This is a genomic window from Photobacterium lucens (genome assembly GCF_009873615.1).
GTDB classification, from domain to species: Bacteria; Pseudomonadota; Gammaproteobacteria; order Enterobacterales; family Vibrionaceae; genus Photobacterium; species Photobacterium lucens.
On record NZ_SSMG01000231.1, the window covers coordinates 1 to 14,953 of the forward strand.

Consider the following 14,953-nt stretch of genomic DNA (forward strand, 5'->3'; position numbering starts at 1 on the left):
ATATTTAAGATATAAGAAAACTTCCATCAAATGTTATTTGATAGAATATTTACTGTTTATTTAATATTATCTTTATTTTTATTCTTCCTTTATTTCACTCCCTTTTTTATTGTCCATCTTTTATCACATTAATGTTTTCACCTTTTTCATTACTGCTAATACTTTAGTGCTGTAATTAGGATCGGTGGCATATCCTGCTTTATGAATTTCTCGAATAAACTGGTTCGGCTCGCCACTGTGTTTAAGTGCCGTTGAGTAACGAGGATTCTGCTGTAAGAACTTCACGAAATCCTGAAAGCTATCTTGATACGATCCATAAGAGCGAAAAGCGGCATTTTCTTGCACTGCAACACCGTTATGGTACTCCAATGTTCGTGTGGCAACCTTTTGCCCACTCCAACGAGGATCAGCCTTAATATTGAATAAGTTATTACTGGTACCAGCCGCATTTTTGATCACTTTTTTACCCCAACCTGTTTCCAATGCAGCTTGCGCTATCAGCATGGCAGGATCAGTACCCAACGCACGTGCCGCTTTGGTTGCATAAGGTGCCATGTGTTCAACAAAAGCTTTCGGTGTTTCAAAGCTATCAGGCTCAGGTTGTTGGCGAAGTGGCGGCTGAACATCAGCTGTTTTTAAACGTTGCTTGTATTGTTCTAATACTTGCTTGGCTGCTTGTGAGTTTTGATCATCTTGTTGCGGCAGATGCAAAGGCTTTGGCTTAGCATCAATCGGGCGCACAAACATAGGATCGGTATTTTCTTTTTTCGGGAACAAATCGGTGGTTGGAGTATGTGTTTTTTTCTCGCCCTCTTCACCACCAAGTTGTTTTACAATCATATCAGCCAAGCCTAAGCTGCCTTGAGTACTTAGCTGAGATGACATTTGCTCATCATGCATTTGCTGATAAAACTTGCTGTTATTACTGCTCATTAAATCAGATTCAAAAGCGGTGTTGGCATCCCGCATAGATTTGAACAGCATTTGGGTAAAAATCGCTTCAAACTGGTTAGCTGCCTGACGCAATGATCCCTTGGAGTCTTCACCAATACCGGCACGTAATCGATCAAGATTACTAATATCATGAATAAAACCGGGATCAACTTGCTTCATGTCGCTATCCTTATGTTTATCACATCGCAATTAGATGATGATCAATTGCCCTTCAATGGCACCCGCTTGTTTCAATGCCTGTAAAATTGCCATTAAGTCAGATGGTGCAGCCCCCACTTGGTTTACTGCTCGTACTAACTCATCCAGCGTGACACCAGGTTCAAACTTAAACATGCGAGAATCGGATTCTTCAACCGTAATATTACTGTTCTGAACCACTGTAGTTTCACCACCAGCAAACGCATTTGGCTGACTCACTTTCGGGTTCTCTTTAATCGAAACCGTCATCCCACCATGAGTAATTGCTGCTGGTTTTAACTTCACGTGCTGACCAATAACAATAGTACCGGTACGAGAATTAACAATAATTTTTGCTGAACCTTCCGCTGGATCGAATTCAATGTTCTCAACAGTTGAGAGAAACGCAACACGCTGGCTAACATCACGAGGTGCACGTACTTTAATCGACGTCGCATCGACCGCTGATGCCATGTTTGGCCCTAAGAACTGATTGATAGAATCAGCCATACGCTGAGCCGTGGTGAAATCCGAATCGTGCAAGTTAAAAGTTAAGTAATCACCACGCCCAAACGGATTAGGAACTTCTTGTTCAACCATTGCACCGTTAGAAATTCGACCTACGGTTGGGGTGTTGCCTATTACTTTTGAGCCATCCGCACCTTCAGCACTAAAACCACCAACAACCAGTGTTCCTTGAGCTATTGCATAAACCTTGCCATCTAAACCTTTAAGGAAGGTTTGCAATAATGTGCCGCCACGTAAACTTTTGGCAGAACCAATGGAAGATACTGTTATATCAATGGTTTGACCTTGTTTAGTAAACGGTGGCAAAGTCGCATTTACCGCTACGGCAGCAACGTTTTTAATTTTTGGTTTAGTACCCACTGGCAATTGAATGCCGAAATTTTGCAGCATGGCGTTAAAGCTTTGATCAGTAAACGGCGTGGTTTCGCCAGTACCCGGTAAGCCTACCACCAGACCATAACCCACCAATTGGTTACTTCTCACGCCAGCAACGGACGCTACATCTTTGATACGAGCAGCATTCGCCGAGCTAGATAATAAAACGAATCCTAGAAGGATAATTGTGCGGAAATTCAATTTACTCTCCCGTCCCTGAGGCGTGATGTTTTTATAAAAGCCAATGCTTAGAAAGCAACATTAAAGAAGCGTGATAACCAGTTCTGATCTTGCACATCTTGGCGATCACCTGTGCCTGAATATTGAATACGGGCATTAGAAATACGGGTCGAAGCAATGGTGTTATCTTGGCTAATATCATCAGGGCGAATATGTCCGCTAACACGAATGTATTCATCTCCTGTGTTTAGGGTTAGCCACTTTTCACCACGGATCACCAAATTACCGTTATTCAGCACTTCCACCACTTCCACCGAGATAGAGCCTTTAATGCTGTTGCTTTGATCTGCTGACGTTGAACCTGCGAAAGTGTTGTTATTGGACATGCCATAAGACAGGTTGTAATCACGAATAGTTACTGGCTTACCACCAAGCTCAATCGGCTGCATCTTCAAATCGGTTGATTTATCGAGATCAGAGCTTGCACTCTTTTTCGCTGCAGTTTTCTCTTCCAATAAAATCGTCACGATATCGCCAATACCACGAGGCTTAGTATCATCGTAGAGATCTTGAACTTGTGATTGATTAAACAAAGAGCCAGTTGCTGTGGCGTAATGTTCCGGCTTATCTTGTGGACGAACAGGGTTCCATGCAGGATCGCCAGCTTCAGGATCTTCACGTTTGCGGATCATATCAATCAGCCCTTTCGACTCTTTCTCTTTGCCTTCTACCGCATCAACATTCGTCGTGGCTTTTTCGATATCACTGCCTGCAACATCAGGTGGTGTTGACATACACCCCGTCAGCACCAAGCTCAATACCACTAATGATCCTTTCATCCATTGACGATTCATTCTGTTCACCTGATCGTGATTTATTTCAACTTATTAAAGCTGCTGGTTAACGTAGCTCAACATCTGATCGACTGTTGAAATGACTTTTGAGTTCATCTCGTAAACACGTTGCGCTTCGATCATGTTTACTAGCTCTTCAGTCACGTTTACGTTAGAAGTTTCTAGCATCGATTGACGGATAGAGCCGTAACCTTCTAAGCCCGGGGTCCCTTCTTGTGGATCGCCACTGGCACCTGTTGGTAAAAACAAGTTCTGTCCAATTGGCTCTAAACCGCCAGGGTTTATGAAATCAACGGTGGTAATTTGACCTAACACTTGGTTTTCTTGCTCGCCACGAATACGAGCTGATACTTCACCATCAGTACCGACTGTAATACCCACTGCATCTTCAGGCACGACAATTTCAGGTTGTACTGGGTAACCACTGCCGCTTGTTACTAATTGACCATCAGCATTAATGGTAAATTGACCGTTACGGGTATAACCGATGTTGCCATCAGGCAATAGCACTTGGAAAAAGCCATCACCTTCAATCATCATATCCATAGCGTTATTCGTCGTCTGAGTATTACCTTGGGTAAATACCTTTTGCGTTGCGACGACTTTAGAACCCGCACCCAACATTAATCCTGTTGGTAACGTAGTATCTTGAGTTGATTGACCACCTGGCTGATTAATATTTTGATAAAACAGATCTTCGAAAACCGCACGGCCTTTTTTAAAACCAACCGTTGAGGCGTTCGCCAAGTTGTTTGAAATGGTCGAGATATTCGTCTGCTGCGCGTCAAGACCGGTTTTACTTACCCATAGAGCTGGATGCATTGTTCTGTCCTTTTAATTAGCCAATACGCATAAGAGAAGAAGATGACTTGTCCATTTCTTCTGCGGTTTTCATCAGTTTTACTTGCATTTCAAAGTGGCGCTGCAGATCGATCATGCTGGTCATTTCAGATACCGCATTGACGTTACTGCCTTCTAACATACCTTTTGCAAGTGTGACATTCGCATCCGCATCTTGTGGGATACGATCGCCTGTTAGTTTGAATAAGCCGTCGGTATCTTTAAATAACACATGATTATCAACGCTCACTAACTTAATGCGATCAACAACTGCCATCGCATCTGGTGGTGCGCCTTGCGGCAATACTGAAACCGTACCGTCTTTGCCGATTTCAATCTTGCTAATAGGTAGAGGAATAAAAATAGGACTGTCGTTTTGGCCTAATAACAATTGACCATTGCTGTTTTGTAACATGCCCGTTTGATCAATTTTTAAGTGGCCAGCACGGGTATAAGCTTCTTGCCCTTTGGCATCCATCACCGCTAACCAACCATCACCTTGGATCGCCACATCTAAATCACGTCCGGTATTAATCACTGAACCTTGAGCAAAGTCGTTGCCCGGACGTTCAGCCATTGAAAACACACGACTTGGCATACCTTCACCATAGGCTTGCATACTACGCGCTTGTTGTAAGTCAGCACGAAAGCCGGTGGTATTAACGTTCGCCAAATTATTGGCATGAACTTGCATACCGTACATATCTTGTTTTGCGCCACTCATGGCTAGATACAGAGCACGATCCATTTTTTTGACACTCCTATTTCCTAACAGCATCAATAAAGCAAGAACTAAGCCAATTATATTTTTCTTTTATTTACAGAGAATTAATAGCAGATAGAGGAGAAGCAACAGAAGAAAGGAAAAAAATTGCCGCTTCATTCATACCCTGAAGCGGCAATAGGATAGTAACTAGTCAAACTTAACGGATTTGTAGGATGTTTTGTTGTAGCTGGTTATTCACATCAAGCGCACGAGAACTTGCTTGGAAGTTACGTTGTGCGGTGATCAAATCCACCAGCTCTTGAGTCATATCGATATTTGATTGCTCAAGCGTACCACTCTTGATCGCACCAAATGAACCTTGTGACGCATCGCCCCAAATGGCTTGACCTGATTCTTGAGTGGTATTCCAAAGTGTTCCGCCAAGCTGCGCTAAACCTTGTTCATTAGAAACACGAGCCAATGCCACGCGACCGACAACAACATCTTTACCATTTGAGTAAGACGCTAAAATATTGCCTTCAGGATCAATATCTACCTTTGATAGGTAACCCGTTGTTGCGCCATCTACATCTTGGAATTTACGGATTTCAAATGCTGATGCGTACTGAGTAGGATCATCATATGTCATGGTTAGAGCTTGTGTAGGATCGGCACCACCAACATCGATTTTAGCGTCTGCAAATGTTTCCATTTCGATTTTAAGTGGTGATGGAGCAACGGCTGGAACCGTTGGAATTGGTGGAGTAACAGTATCATCACCTGGAATTTCTGGTGAACCAGGGAATGGCTGACCGTTTTCATCAAACTTCATGATATAGCCAATATGTGCCTCACCAGCAGCATTAGCCTTACCTGTTGCCGTATAACCAGCAGGTAAAGATCCTGCTTTCACATCCAGTGCGACTTCTTCACCGTTATTATTGGTCACGGTTTGGAACACTTCCCATGTATTGGCATTGTTTGGTGCTGGTGCCACAGCATCAGGGTTATATTTTGCCACGTAGTAAGTCGTCATCTTATACGGCTTACCTAATGAGTCATAAATGGTGGATGATGTCGAGCGGCTAAAAGAATCAGGATCTTTAAAATCAAACGGACTGTTTTTAGGGGCCGTTTCTTTATTAGGTAAATTCAATGACACTTTGATCGTACCTGATTTGGTTGGCTGACCAAAGGTATCATCAATTTTCATTGATTTTGGCTCATAAGATGCCACGGTATTAGAATCTTTATTTACTGGGTAGCCCAATAAAAACTTACCTTCTGAGTTAATTAACTCATTTTCATTGTTTAAATGAAACGCACCGTTACGCGTGATGTGATTATTGCTTGGCTCATTTTTATTTTCAGCAACGGCAAAAAAGCCAGAACCAGATACACGTAAATCTAACGGGTTATTAGTGTAAATACTTGAGCCTTCGTGAAACTGCTGAGCAACCGTTGATGTTTGTACACCGCCACCCGTAGTAGTTTTGGCATTAGAGAAAATAGAATTTGAGTACACATCACCAAACTCAGCCCGTGACTCTTTAAAACCAAAGGTGTTGGCATTGGCAATGTTATTACTGGTGGTATTCAGATCTTTTTGAGCAGCGCCTAACCCACTCAACGCAATGTTCATACTCATATTCGATTATCCTTTTTGTGTCGCTTTACCAATTTGTAGAACATCAGCCAATTGAACTGGCTTATCGAAGCCAGCGAGATTCAACATCACCTGACTATTATTGTTACCTAGCAGCACGCTGTTCACGTTAGCATGTGTTAGTACTTCAAAGTTTTGGCTCTCGCCTTGCACGTTGCCAGAGACAGAAAACTTGTACATACCCTCCGGCATAACATTGCCGTCATCATCTTTACCATCCCAAGTAAAGGCATGTTCACCGGCAGGTTTGGCCCCTAAGCTAACGGTTTTGACTAACTCGCCTTGCGCAGTTTCCACACGTAAGATCGCGTTATCAACGCTGTTACTCAAACGTGCCATACCGGACATTTCACCTTCACTACTACGCATTGCTGTAGAGTTTGGTATTAACACATCTTGCCCAACCAAGGATGAGGCTTGTAGCGCTTGGTTTGATGTCATCGCACTGTTGAGTGAACCAAACTGCTCATTCATTTTGTTAATGCCATCAACGGTGGCAAATGATGCCATCTGTGCGATCATTTGATCGTTACCAACGGGCTTGAATGGGTCTTGCTGCGCTAACTGCTTTGTTAATAAAGACAAAAAATCATCTTGTTTAAGCTGGTTTTTACCTGTGACTTCTTGCTCTTGTTCTACTTTCTTATCTTGCATGCTTTTTAGCTGGTCAAGGTAAGAAAGATTGCTGTTGCCAGCACCATTGATCGTGCTCATTGTGTCAACTCCTTACCTTATTTACCCATCTGCAAGGTTTTCATTAGCATTTGCTTACTGGCATCAGCTACTTGAACATTATTCTGGTATGAACGAGACGCTGAGATCATGTTCGCCATCTCTTCCATCACATTCACATTTGGCTTATAGATAAAACCTTGTGCATTCGCCATTGGGTGATCCGGGTTGTACTCCGCCGTTAACGGACGCTCACTTTCCACAATACCTTTTACTTGCACCGGCACACTGTCTTCACGGTTATACGATGCCGATTCTAATGCGGCAGCAAAAATCGGATGACGTGCTTTATACGTTTCTTCTGCTGAGCTACTGACACTGTTGGCGTTAGCAAGGTTACTTGATGTGGTATTCAAACGAACAGATTCTGCACTCATTGCCGATCCCGTTACATTAAATACATTAAATAAACTCATTTATTATTCCCCTTTCAGTGCCTTGCTCAGGTTCTTAAACTTGGAACCTAGAAAGTCTAATGATGCTTGGTATTCAATACTGTTTTGCATAAACATGTTTTGCTCAAGTTGTGCATCTACGGTATTGCCATCACCAGTATCAGGTTGGGTTGGCACACGGAACTTTTGCTCACCTGTGACTTGGGTTGTGGCATTAATATGCCGCCCATTCGTTCGACTTAGGCCAATATTTGCCCCAGATGTTGCCGCATTAAGGGCACGCTGAAAGTCTATATCTTTAGCTTTATAACCTGGGGTATTGGCATTGGCGATATTACTCGCAAGGGTTTCTGCACGCTTTTCACGTACGCCAACCGTATGCTGGTGAACCCCTAATGCTTTATCAAACGAAATGGACATATCTTGCCTCCACAATTACTTAGCAGTAATAAAGCAAAGACAGTGCCAATTTTAAGAAGTGAGAATATAGAGAGATGAAAATGCGATAAAAACAAAAAACGCTACCTCAGTAGCGCTCTTTTAATTACTTCAATTTGTAGATTATACCCGGATTACAGCGGATCATCTCAAATTGTTCAGTTAATCCCGTTAACGACTCCGATGCCCCAAGGAATAAATATCCGCCCGGGTTTAAACTTGCCGCCAATTGATTTAACACTTTGGCTTTCATTTCAGGTGAGAAATAAATCAGTACATTACGACAAAAAATAACGTCAAACTTACCCAGCAGTGCATAGCTATCTTTTAAGTTTTGCGGCCTAAAGTTAACCATTTGCTTAACTTTCGCATTCACCTTCATTTTGCCATCGCCGTTATCTTCAAAAAACATACGACGACGCTCAGGCGATAAGCCTCGACTTAACGCTAAGTTGTCATAAACCCCGGCACGGCAGGTTTCTAACATGGTCTGAGAAATATCTGTTGCCGTGATCTGAATCGAAGGTAAGAAACCTGGACGCTTAGCTTGTGTTTCTAATACTGTCATCGCCATCGAATACGGCTCTTGCCCTGAAGAGCTCGCAGCGGACCAAATTTTAATTGGGCGCTTGTTTGCCGCTAATTCAGGTAAAATTTTCTCTGCTAATACAGTAAATGGATAACCATCTCGGAACCACAAGGTTTCATTAGTTGTCATCGCATCCACCGCCGCAATACGTAATTCACGATTACGTCCTGCAATCACATTTTGCAGTAATTCGGAAAGCGATGATAAAGAAAAACGGTTCACTAACGGGCTTAAACGACTACGCACTAAGTATTGCTTGCTATCGCCTAACACGATGCCACATTGAGTTTCAAGAAATCGGCAAAACTCACGATATTCTTGATCATTTACAGTTACTGCTGTCATTTACAACTCTTCTTTGTCAGTACGTTTCGGCATTAAATGCTCAATAATTTATAATAATTTTGGGTAATTACGCTGATGTTGCCGGCACATCTGGCATCGCACCTTTGACAGCGCGGCCTAACTCATCAGGGTTAAATTTAGGAATAAAAGCATTGGCTCCAACGCGCTCAACCATGGCTTGGTTGAAAACACCGCTGAGAGATGTATGCAAAATCACATGCAGATCTTTTAATTTTGGATCGTTTCGAATTTCAGCCGTTAAGGTGTAACCGTCCATTTCTGGCATTTCAATATCAGAAATAATCAATGACAACTGCTCGTAAATCGAACCTTGCTCTGCCATTTCACGTAATTTCATGATGGCTTCTTTACCATCCTTGACCAATACACACTCGCATCCGATCGCTTCAATCGCACGTTGAACCTGCTTACGGGCAACGGTTGAATCGTCAGCAACCAGTACACGGCGTATCGCAGGGCCATTTTCAACTAAATCCTCTAATACACTGCCAGAGATATTAGTATTAACCGGTGAGATCTCATCAAGGATCTTCTCCACATCCAAAATCTCAACCAATTCACCATCAATTTCTGTTACCGCAGTCAGATAGTTACTGCGCCCAGCACCTTGTGGTGGCGGCAAAATCGATTCCCAGTTCATATTAATAATGCGCTCGACAGATGAAACCAGAAATCCCTGCACTGAGCGGTTAAATTCAGAAATAATAATAAAGCAGTTGGTCAAATCCGTAATTGGACGACCACCTGTTGCCAAACTCATATCAATAACGGAAATAGTTTGCCCTCGGATGTGAGCCACACCTTTAATAAGAGGATGTAAGTTTGGCATTGCGGTTAACTGTGGGCACTGCAACACTTCTTTTACTTTAAAAACGTTAATACCGTAACGCTGACGTCGGTTTAATCGAAATGTCAGCAGTTCTAATCGGTTTTGTCCGACTAACTGTGTCCGCTGATTTACTGAATCCAAAATACCTGTCATTGGATTAACTCCCTGTCGTATTTAAGTCCGCTCGCGAACACAAGTTATTCCACTCACGATCACATCAGATAAATAATCAATATATTAGAATATCTACCTATCATAGCGAATGTTATAGTAATTCTAATCATGACCAAAGAGCATTTACCGTGACAAGCCACAGAGATCAAAAACTCTTGCCGACAATTATCGGCTTCTTACTGTTTTTCTTTAGCACAAATATCTTCGCATCAACTGATAGTGTGCTAGATTCGGTGCAGAATGCCGCTGAAGAGCTGATAAAACAGCAAATTTCCTTACCTGAAAAAGGGGAATTAAAAATTGAAGCAGCTAAGCTTGATAATCGCCTGCGTTTTTCTTCCTGCTCTAGCCCCCTCGAAGCTTCTCTTCCCGGAAAACAAACGTTAAGTGGTAATGTCACCGTATTAGTTCAGTGCCCAACAGAAGATTGGCAATTATATGTCCCTGTGAATGTACAACTTACCTTGCCAAAGGTTGTGGCAGCAGTTGCCTTAGGACGAGGAATGGTTCTCACACCTGATAAGCTTTCTGTGCAAATGATTGAAAGTCGTTTCCAACGAGGTAGCAGTTTTGATGATCCGCGAGAAATCATCGGCTCTAAAGTAAAGCGTTCAGTCAAGGCTGGTGAAATGGTACAAGCTCGTGATATTTGCTTAGTATGCCGCAATGACAGTGTCATTATTCGTGCAGGGACTGGCGGGCTAAATATTGTCACAACCGGAAAAGCGCTGTCTGATGGCGCTATTGGTGACGAGATCCGGGTACAGAATACAAAGTCTCGACGTATGATTGATGCTATTATTACTGCGGTTGGTGAAGTGACAGTCAAATACTAGCTTTTGTTATTACTGCAAATAAATCACATTATCTGCATAATAATCGCTAAAGTCTTAACCTACTTTGCCGATAGCTAGGTATCAAAGTTAAATATTCAAGGTAATTATTATGGCAAATATCGATCAATTACGTGGTGGGCAACCGCTTAACACCACACGTATTAGCCAACAAAAAACATCATCAGATAACCAAACATCTGCAGCAGCTAGCGTTGCCAAAGAGCAACATGATGAAGTATCACTTAGCTCGCAAGGTAAAGCCGTAGGTCAGATCCATCAACAATTAGCAACTGAGCCAAGCTTTGATGCTGGAAAAGTGGCAGAGATCAAACAAGCGATTGCCAATGGCTCATATACTATTGATGCCGATAAACTTGCAGCAAACATGTTAAAGTTTGAAGACGAGCTTAATGGGCTTTAATAGTACCTGCATATTACGACTGAGATCAGTGCAATGAAACAGACACTTGGGCAACTGCTTGAAGTACAACAAACAACCTTATTGTCTTTAATCGATCTTCTTAAACAAGAAAGAGTGGCAATTACTCGCCGCAAAGCATTAGAGATCGAACAAATTGCCAAAGAGAAGCTTGATCTGATCTACAAAATCCAACAGCACGATTACTTGCTTTCTTCCCATGAAGAACGAGAACAATTAACGCAGATTGAAGAATACCAATCACAGGTTGCTGCAATTCAAAATCTCGTACAAGAATGTCAGCAATATAATGATATTAACGGCGAGGTGTTACAGCGTGCTCATTTGAGCTTTCATAAGCTCAATAACCTATTCCAACAAAGCCGTGGACGGCACCAAATGACCTATAACAGCGAAGGTATCGCACAAAATGTTCGGTCATTAGGCACCAATCTCAAAGCATAATTACTAGAACATCACTTCTTGTTTATTCGGCACATGGAACACTTCTCCGTGTTGCTTCATGCGTTCCATTAAACCGATATTGAGCTCCATTTCTGTCACATAGCTATCGCCGACAGGGTAGCTACGGATCACTTTTGCTCCACGGATCACCCCATCAACCGCGCCATCGGTATTCTCATAACCTAATTGCTGATCATCAAGTGATGTAGTCGCACTAATACGAAGACCATAAATTTGCTCAGACAATTCACGATAAGCATCAAGTTTTGATGCACGCATAGCTCGAATACTTTTCTCTTCCTTGGTTCTGCCTTTCTGCTCACTGATCGATGCATAACCCACAGCATGGATCACATCTTTACTCTGCGTTAAATCTGGACCTGGCGGCTTTGTTCCACCAGAGGAAGTATTACTACAACCAGACAATAATAAGATAGCGGCAGCAACGGCTACATACAGTTTCATTCCTTACTCCCTAAGGCTTTAAAATCACATTATTATCAGGTCGATTACGCACATCAGAGCGCATGATCACACCATTTCGCAGTTGGATCTTATTCATAAAATCTAAATCGCGACCAATACGTTCAGCTGGTAAAAAGCCTTGTGCTGTCGCAATCACAACATTCGATCGCATACCAATAATGCGAGCATTCACCAGTACACCACCACTTTGACGCAACATGGTGCCAGTTAGCACATAATCGACAGGCTGCTGTGAGGCTAACTCTCTCCAATTGCGGCTAATACTAAAATCACCATCACTGGTCACTTTGATCACCCCTGTCGATTTATAATCCACAACAGTGAAACCACGTTGCTGCATCTGATACATGAAGTTTTCACTCACCACGTTACCTAACCAGTTAGTTTCTGTCATATCTTGCAGATCAACAAATGACGTCACGGCTAATGGTGTACTCGCAGTGAGATATTGATTAGACGTTACAAGCTGATTGGCTAGCCCTTCAACAAAGTAATCAACCGTATGGCGAGGGGTATCGGTTAAAGAGTACGTCCCTGAAGAATATCGCTCTTTACCATTATAAACCGGAGGCGTGGCACAGGCTGTCAGCGCTAACGACAACACAATTACGATCCATTTCTTCATTTATAAACCCGCCTTCAAATAATGTTTTCTTTTATATCGTTTCAAAACTCAAATTCTTTAATGTGAGTGCCTAATTGGGAACACTCTTTGCATTCTTATTTTCATCGCATTAATAAAAAGCAAAAAACATACCTAAACGGACTGCTATGAATAAAAAATTTTCTCGTTACTTAGGCGTATTTTGCCTGCTATTTTCCAGTTTCAGTTCAGCCCAATGGGTAGAAGTGACTGGTGAAGCCGTCATTTTAGAAAGTGAAGAAACTGCGCGGGTGAATGCGCTGGAAGATGCGGTATTCCAAGCAATGAAACATGCAGGCGGTGAGATCGCGAGCCTATCGTCACTAAAGCCTTATTTGTCAGAACCTCGCCAGCAATACCGATTCAGCGGTAACGAAGTTCGTAATATTACTATCCTTGAACAAAAGAAAGCTGGCGGCAAGATGTACATCACTAGCCGTATTGATATTTACCCATCGGCAAAAAGTTGCCACAAGACCCAATACAAAAAAGGGATCTTGTTAGGGAGCTTCTCGATTACCGAACCACAGCAAGCAGCAATGGGTAGTGTCTATAAAATAGGGAAAGACTTTGCTTCTATTCTAGGTAAACAAATACAAAAACGTTCACAAAGCTTTATTGTAACAGGCACGACGACTGTACCTTTTAGCGCAACTGATGCTTCTGCAATGACAATGCTTGCAGAAGATCACGATGCACAATATCTCATTGGTGGCGAAATTACTGATTTAACAGCCACTACTGATGGAAGATTAAAAAAAGAGCAAGTAAACCGTCAGTTTGCCGTTAACCTCGAAATCATGGATGGCAAAACAGGCGAGATAATCTATCAAAACAATTATCGAGAAATTGGCATATGGCCTTTTTCACGTTCGAGCCATGTTGATACACAATCAGCGCGCTTTTGGGTGTCTCCTTACGGTCAAAGCATTCAACGTATAAGCCAGAATATGATGTTAGATATTGAAAGTGCATTATCTTGCCGCGCTAGTCTACCTGAAGTGATCAACATTCATGATAACATCGCTCAAATGAACGTAGGTCGTGTCCATGGCGTAAGGCAAGGTGACAGATTAAAACTTTGGCACAGTGCTGGCTTTATCGATCAAAAAGGGATACCAAGAAATCGTATGGTAGAAACGGATATCAGTTTAACTGTTGATAGAGTTTATGAAAAATCATCAGAACTTATCGTTAATCAGCCACAATTAGCGGCAAGCATTCAACCTGGCGATTTACTAACCAAGCAAACAAGGCCTTAGGAGTATTTCCTTAATTTTTTAGGAATATACCGTATAATGGTTCACATGCTCCCTTAGCTCAGATGGATAGAGCGTCCCCCTCCTAAGGGGAAGGCCACTGGTTCGACTCCAGTAGGGAGCGCCATATTTTTCAAAGGCTTAGCGATTTTCTATTGCTAAGCCTTTTTCGTTTCAACAGAATTTAGTGTAGTTACTAGTGCAGTTAGCAATATTTACTAACTTCAAATACACATTACAAGCAAAAGCAAAATTTCGTCTTTGTCTTTTGAGTTTGTGTTAGTTTCGGCACAATTTTACATAAAGAACACTCTGCAATCATTAGGCTACGACCTTGTTGCTTGATGCAAAGAAGATATTCAGCTTACGCCTGACTCGACTCTACGCTTCCCGTCAATACCATGTTTTTGACCTTCCATTCACCTTCGTAATAAACCTTGAGGCAGTTACATCAATCGTCAGATGTTGTATCGCACCTCTTGTTATAGCTTTAAATGAAACTTCAACGTCCTTAGCTCAACGCCTATAAAGATGTAATGCGGACAAGCCGTAGTTAGCCAGCTTAAATAGTAAGTAGAGAAAATCTTGCAGCACTTACTCTTTTCGCTTTGCTTTCACCCATTAATGACTTAGAACCCAATCAGATATTAGCAGTCCATTTATTAAAAATAAGATTTAAATATTGACAAATATAATATTAACGGATTATTTCGCGGTATATAACGGGGCTTGTATCAACGAATTAGATAGATAATAGTTTCATTAAATTCATATGATTACATGTTAAAGAAAAAATTCTCCCTCTTCCCATTTATAATTTTATTGAATAACATTGAAACATTCCTCAAGCATTTTAAGTTATAGGTGTTTCATGAATAAAATAATTATTACTCCAAAAGAGTTATGTGATTTAACGGGAAAAAGTCGAATAACTATTTGGCGTTGGATTAAAGAAGATATTTTACCCGAACCAATGAGAATTAATGGTGTTGTACTAGGTTGGGAAAAAGTGTTATTGATGATTGGCTAAAAAGCCTTTGCTC

At 41.8% G+C, this 14,953-nt stretch carries 18 protein-coding genes, 1 tRNA gene and 1 pseudogene; 6 read left to right on the forward strand and 14 right to left on the reverse strand.

What is annotated here, in order from left to right:
* Positions 1–123: 123 nt before the first annotated feature.
* From flgJ to E5A76_RS10255, 11 genes are all read right to left on the reverse strand, one after another.
* Entirely contained in the window at positions 124–1,113 is a 990-nt protein-coding gene (flgJ, locus tag E5A76_RS10205) for a flagellar assembly peptidoglycan hydrolase FlgJ (protein ID WP_161118865.1), read from the reverse strand.
* Positions 1,114–1,143: 30 nt separating this feature from the next.
* Positions 1,144–2,235 (reverse strand): flagellar basal body P-ring protein FlgI, encoded by a 1,092-nt coding sequence (locus tag E5A76_RS10210; protein ID WP_161118866.1) that lies wholly within the window; start codon positions 2,233–2,235, stop codon positions 1,144–1,146.
* Positions 2,236–2,282: 47 nt separating this feature from the next.
* Complete coding sequence (gene flgH, locus E5A76_RS10215; RefSeq protein WP_161118875.1) at positions 2,283–3,053, reverse strand: flagellar basal body L-ring protein FlgH; 771 nt, start codon at positions 3,051–3,053, stop codon at positions 2,283–2,285.
* A gap of 48 nt (positions 3,054–3,101) precedes the next feature.
* Entirely contained in the window at positions 3,102–3,890 is a 789-nt protein-coding gene (gene flgG / locus E5A76_RS10220) for a flagellar basal-body rod protein FlgG (RefSeq protein ID WP_045069669.1), read from the reverse strand.
* Between the two features lie 16 nt (positions 3,891–3,906).
* The gene (gene flgF / locus E5A76_RS10225) at positions 3,907–4,656 is read right to left on the reverse strand and encodes a flagellar basal-body rod protein FlgF (protein ID WP_161118867.1); all 750 of its coding nucleotides are present in this window, start codon (positions 4,654–4,656) and stop codon (positions 3,907–3,909) included.
* A 175-nt stretch (positions 4,657–4,831) separates the two neighbouring features.
* Entirely contained in the window at positions 4,832–6,262 is a 1,431-nt protein-coding gene (gene flgE / locus E5A76_RS10230) for a flagellar hook protein FlgE (RefSeq protein WP_161118868.1), read from the reverse strand.
* Between the two features lie 6 nt (positions 6,263–6,268).
* A complete protein-coding gene (gene flgD / locus E5A76_RS10235) occupies positions 6,269–6,994 on the reverse strand; it encodes a flagellar hook assembly protein FlgD (RefSeq protein WP_161118869.1) in 726 nt (241 codons plus the stop codon).
* A 17-nt stretch (positions 6,995–7,011) separates the two neighbouring features.
* On the reverse strand, positions 7,012–7,428 hold the full coding sequence (gene flgC / locus E5A76_RS10240) for a flagellar basal body rod protein FlgC (RefSeq protein WP_008986426.1): 417 nt from the start codon (positions 7,426–7,428) through the stop codon (positions 7,012–7,014).
* A 3-nt stretch (positions 7,429–7,431) separates the two neighbouring features.
* Complete coding sequence (gene flgB / locus E5A76_RS10245) at positions 7,432–7,827, reverse strand: flagellar basal body rod protein FlgB (RefSeq protein ID WP_161118870.1); 396 nt, start codon at positions 7,825–7,827, stop codon at positions 7,432–7,434.
* Positions 7,828–7,951: 124 nt separating this feature from the next.
* Positions 7,952–8,779 (reverse strand): CheR family methyltransferase, encoded by an 828-nt coding sequence (locus tag E5A76_RS10250; protein WP_008986424.1) that lies wholly within the window; start codon positions 8,777–8,779, stop codon positions 7,952–7,954.
* A gap of 67 nt (positions 8,780–8,846) precedes the next feature.
* Positions 8,847–9,782 (reverse strand): chemotaxis protein CheV, encoded by a 936-nt coding sequence (locus E5A76_RS10255; protein ID WP_107164875.1) that lies wholly within the window; start codon positions 9,780–9,782, stop codon positions 8,847–8,849.
* Positions 9,783–9,931: 149 nt separating this feature from the next.
* On the opposite strand from E5A76_RS10255, the gene flgA reads away from it, so the two are divergent.
* The 3 genes from flgA to E5A76_RS10270 all read left to right on the forward strand — a co-directional run bounded on the left by flgA (position 9,932) and on the right by E5A76_RS10270 (position 11,522).
* Positions 9,932–10,639 (forward strand): flagellar basal body P-ring formation chaperone FlgA, encoded by a 708-nt coding sequence (flgA, locus tag E5A76_RS10260; protein WP_161118871.1) that lies wholly within the window; start codon positions 9,932–9,934, stop codon positions 10,637–10,639.
* 109 nt (positions 10,640–10,748) lie between these two features.
* Positions 10,749–11,060 carry a flagellar biosynthesis anti-sigma factor FlgM gene (flgM, locus tag E5A76_RS10265; RefSeq protein ID WP_023933166.1) on the forward strand — a complete coding sequence of 104 codons (312 nt, stop codon included), beginning with the start codon at positions 10,749–10,751 and terminating at the stop codon, positions 11,058–11,060.
* A 33-nt stretch (positions 11,061–11,093) separates the two neighbouring features.
* Positions 11,094–11,522: a flagella synthesis protein FlgN gene (locus tag E5A76_RS10270; protein ID WP_008986420.1), complete on the forward strand. Its 429-nt coding sequence runs from the start codon at positions 11,094–11,096 to the stop codon at positions 11,520–11,522.
* Positions 11,523–11,525: 3 nt separating this feature from the next.
* Here the strand turns inward: E5A76_RS10270 and E5A76_RS10275 are convergent, their stop codons facing one another.
* Together E5A76_RS10275 and E5A76_RS10280 are read right to left on the reverse strand one after the other, a co-directional pair.
* The gene (locus E5A76_RS10275; RefSeq protein WP_161118872.1) at positions 11,526–11,987 is read right to left on the reverse strand and encodes an LPP20 family lipoprotein; all 462 of its coding nucleotides are present in this window, start codon (positions 11,985–11,987) and stop codon (positions 11,526–11,528) included.
* 10 nt (positions 11,988–11,997) lie between these two features.
* Positions 11,998–12,633, reverse strand: a complete 636-nt coding sequence (locus E5A76_RS10280) for a FlgO family outer membrane protein (protein ID WP_008986418.1) — start codon at positions 12,631–12,633, stop codon at positions 11,998–12,000.
* A 146-nt stretch (positions 12,634–12,779) separates the two neighbouring features.
* Here E5A76_RS10280 and E5A76_RS10285 point away from each other — a divergent pair, with 146 nt between their 5' ends.
* Both E5A76_RS10285 and E5A76_RS10290 read left to right on the forward strand, forming a co-directional pair.
* On the forward strand, positions 12,780–13,913 hold the full coding sequence (locus E5A76_RS10285) for a flagellar assembly protein FlgT (protein ID WP_161118873.1): 1,134 nt from the start codon (positions 12,780–12,782) through the stop codon (positions 13,911–13,913).
* A gap of 47 nt (positions 13,914–13,960) precedes the next feature.
* A tRNA-Arg gene (locus E5A76_RS10290) sits at positions 13,961–14,037 on the forward strand.
* A 250-nt stretch (positions 14,038–14,287) separates the two neighbouring features.
* On the opposite strand, the pseudogene E5A76_RS10295 reads toward E5A76_RS10290, so the two are convergent.
* A pseudogene (locus E5A76_RS10295) lies at positions 14,288–14,458 on the reverse strand (IS5/IS1182 family transposase); the annotation flags it as partial.
* A 323-nt stretch (positions 14,459–14,781) separates the two neighbouring features.
* On the opposite strand from E5A76_RS10295, the gene E5A76_RS10300 reads away from it, so the two are divergent.
* Positions 14,782–14,940: a helix-turn-helix transcriptional regulator gene (locus E5A76_RS10300; RefSeq protein ID WP_161118874.1), complete on the forward strand. Its 159-nt coding sequence runs from the start codon at positions 14,782–14,784 to the stop codon at positions 14,938–14,940.
* The last annotated feature ends 13 nt before the right edge of the window (positions 14,941–14,953 follow it).

Bases quoted from the DNA above. Each gene is read 5' to 3' on its own strand.
- E5A76_RS10250 (WP_008986424.1), bottom strand. From the start codon at position 8,779: ATGACAGCAGTAACTGTAAATGATCAAGAATATCGTGAGTTTTGCCGA.
- flgD (WP_161118869.1), bottom strand. From the start codon at position 6,994: ATGAGCACGATCAATGGTGCTGGCAACAGCAATCTTTCTTACCTTGAC.
- flgM (WP_023933166.1), top strand. From the start codon at position 10,749: ATGGCAAATATCGATCAATTACGTGGTGGGCAACCGCTTAACACCACA.
- flgE (WP_161118868.1), bottom strand. From the start codon at position 6,262: ATGAGTATGAACATTGCGTTGAGTGGGTTAGGCGCTGCTCAAAAAGAT.
- flgH (WP_161118875.1), bottom strand. From the start codon at position 3,053: ATGAAAGGATCATTAGTGGTATTGAGCTTGGTGCTGACGGGGTGTATG.
- flgB (WP_161118870.1), bottom strand. From the start codon at position 7,827: ATGTCCATTTCGTTTGATAAAGCATTAGGGGTTCACCAGCATACGGTT.
- flgC (WP_008986426.1), bottom strand. From the start codon at position 7,428: ATGAGTTTATTTAATGTATTTAATGTAACGGGATCGGCAATGAGTGCA.
- flgJ (WP_161118865.1), bottom strand. From the start codon at position 1,113: ATGAAGCAAGTTGATCCCGGTTTTATTCATGATATTAGTAATCTTGAT.
- E5A76_RS10285 (WP_161118873.1), top strand. From the start codon at position 12,780: ATGAATAAAAAATTTTCTCGTTACTTAGGCGTATTTTGCCTGCTATTT.
- flgF (WP_161118867.1), bottom strand. From the start codon at position 4,656: ATGGATCGTGCTCTGTATCTAGCCATGAGTGGCGCAAAACAAGATATG.
- E5A76_RS10280 (WP_008986418.1), bottom strand. From the start codon at position 12,633: ATGAAGAAATGGATCGTAATTGTGTTGTCGTTAGCGCTGACAGCCTGT.
- E5A76_RS10275 (WP_161118872.1), bottom strand. From the start codon at position 11,987: ATGAAACTGTATGTAGCCGTTGCTGCCGCTATCTTATTATTGTCTGGT.
- E5A76_RS10255 (WP_107164875.1), bottom strand. From the start codon at position 9,782: ATGACAGGTATTTTGGATTCAGTAAATCAGCGGACACAGTTAGTCGGA.
- E5A76_RS10300 (WP_161118874.1), top strand. From the start codon at position 14,782: ATGAATAAAATAATTATTACTCCAAAAGAGTTATGTGATTTAACGGGA.
- E5A76_RS10270 (WP_008986420.1), top strand. From the start codon at position 11,094: ATGAAACAGACACTTGGGCAACTGCTTGAAGTACAACAAACAACCTTA.
- flgG (WP_045069669.1), bottom strand. From the start codon at position 3,890: ATGCATCCAGCTCTATGGGTAAGTAAAACCGGTCTTGACGCGCAGCAG.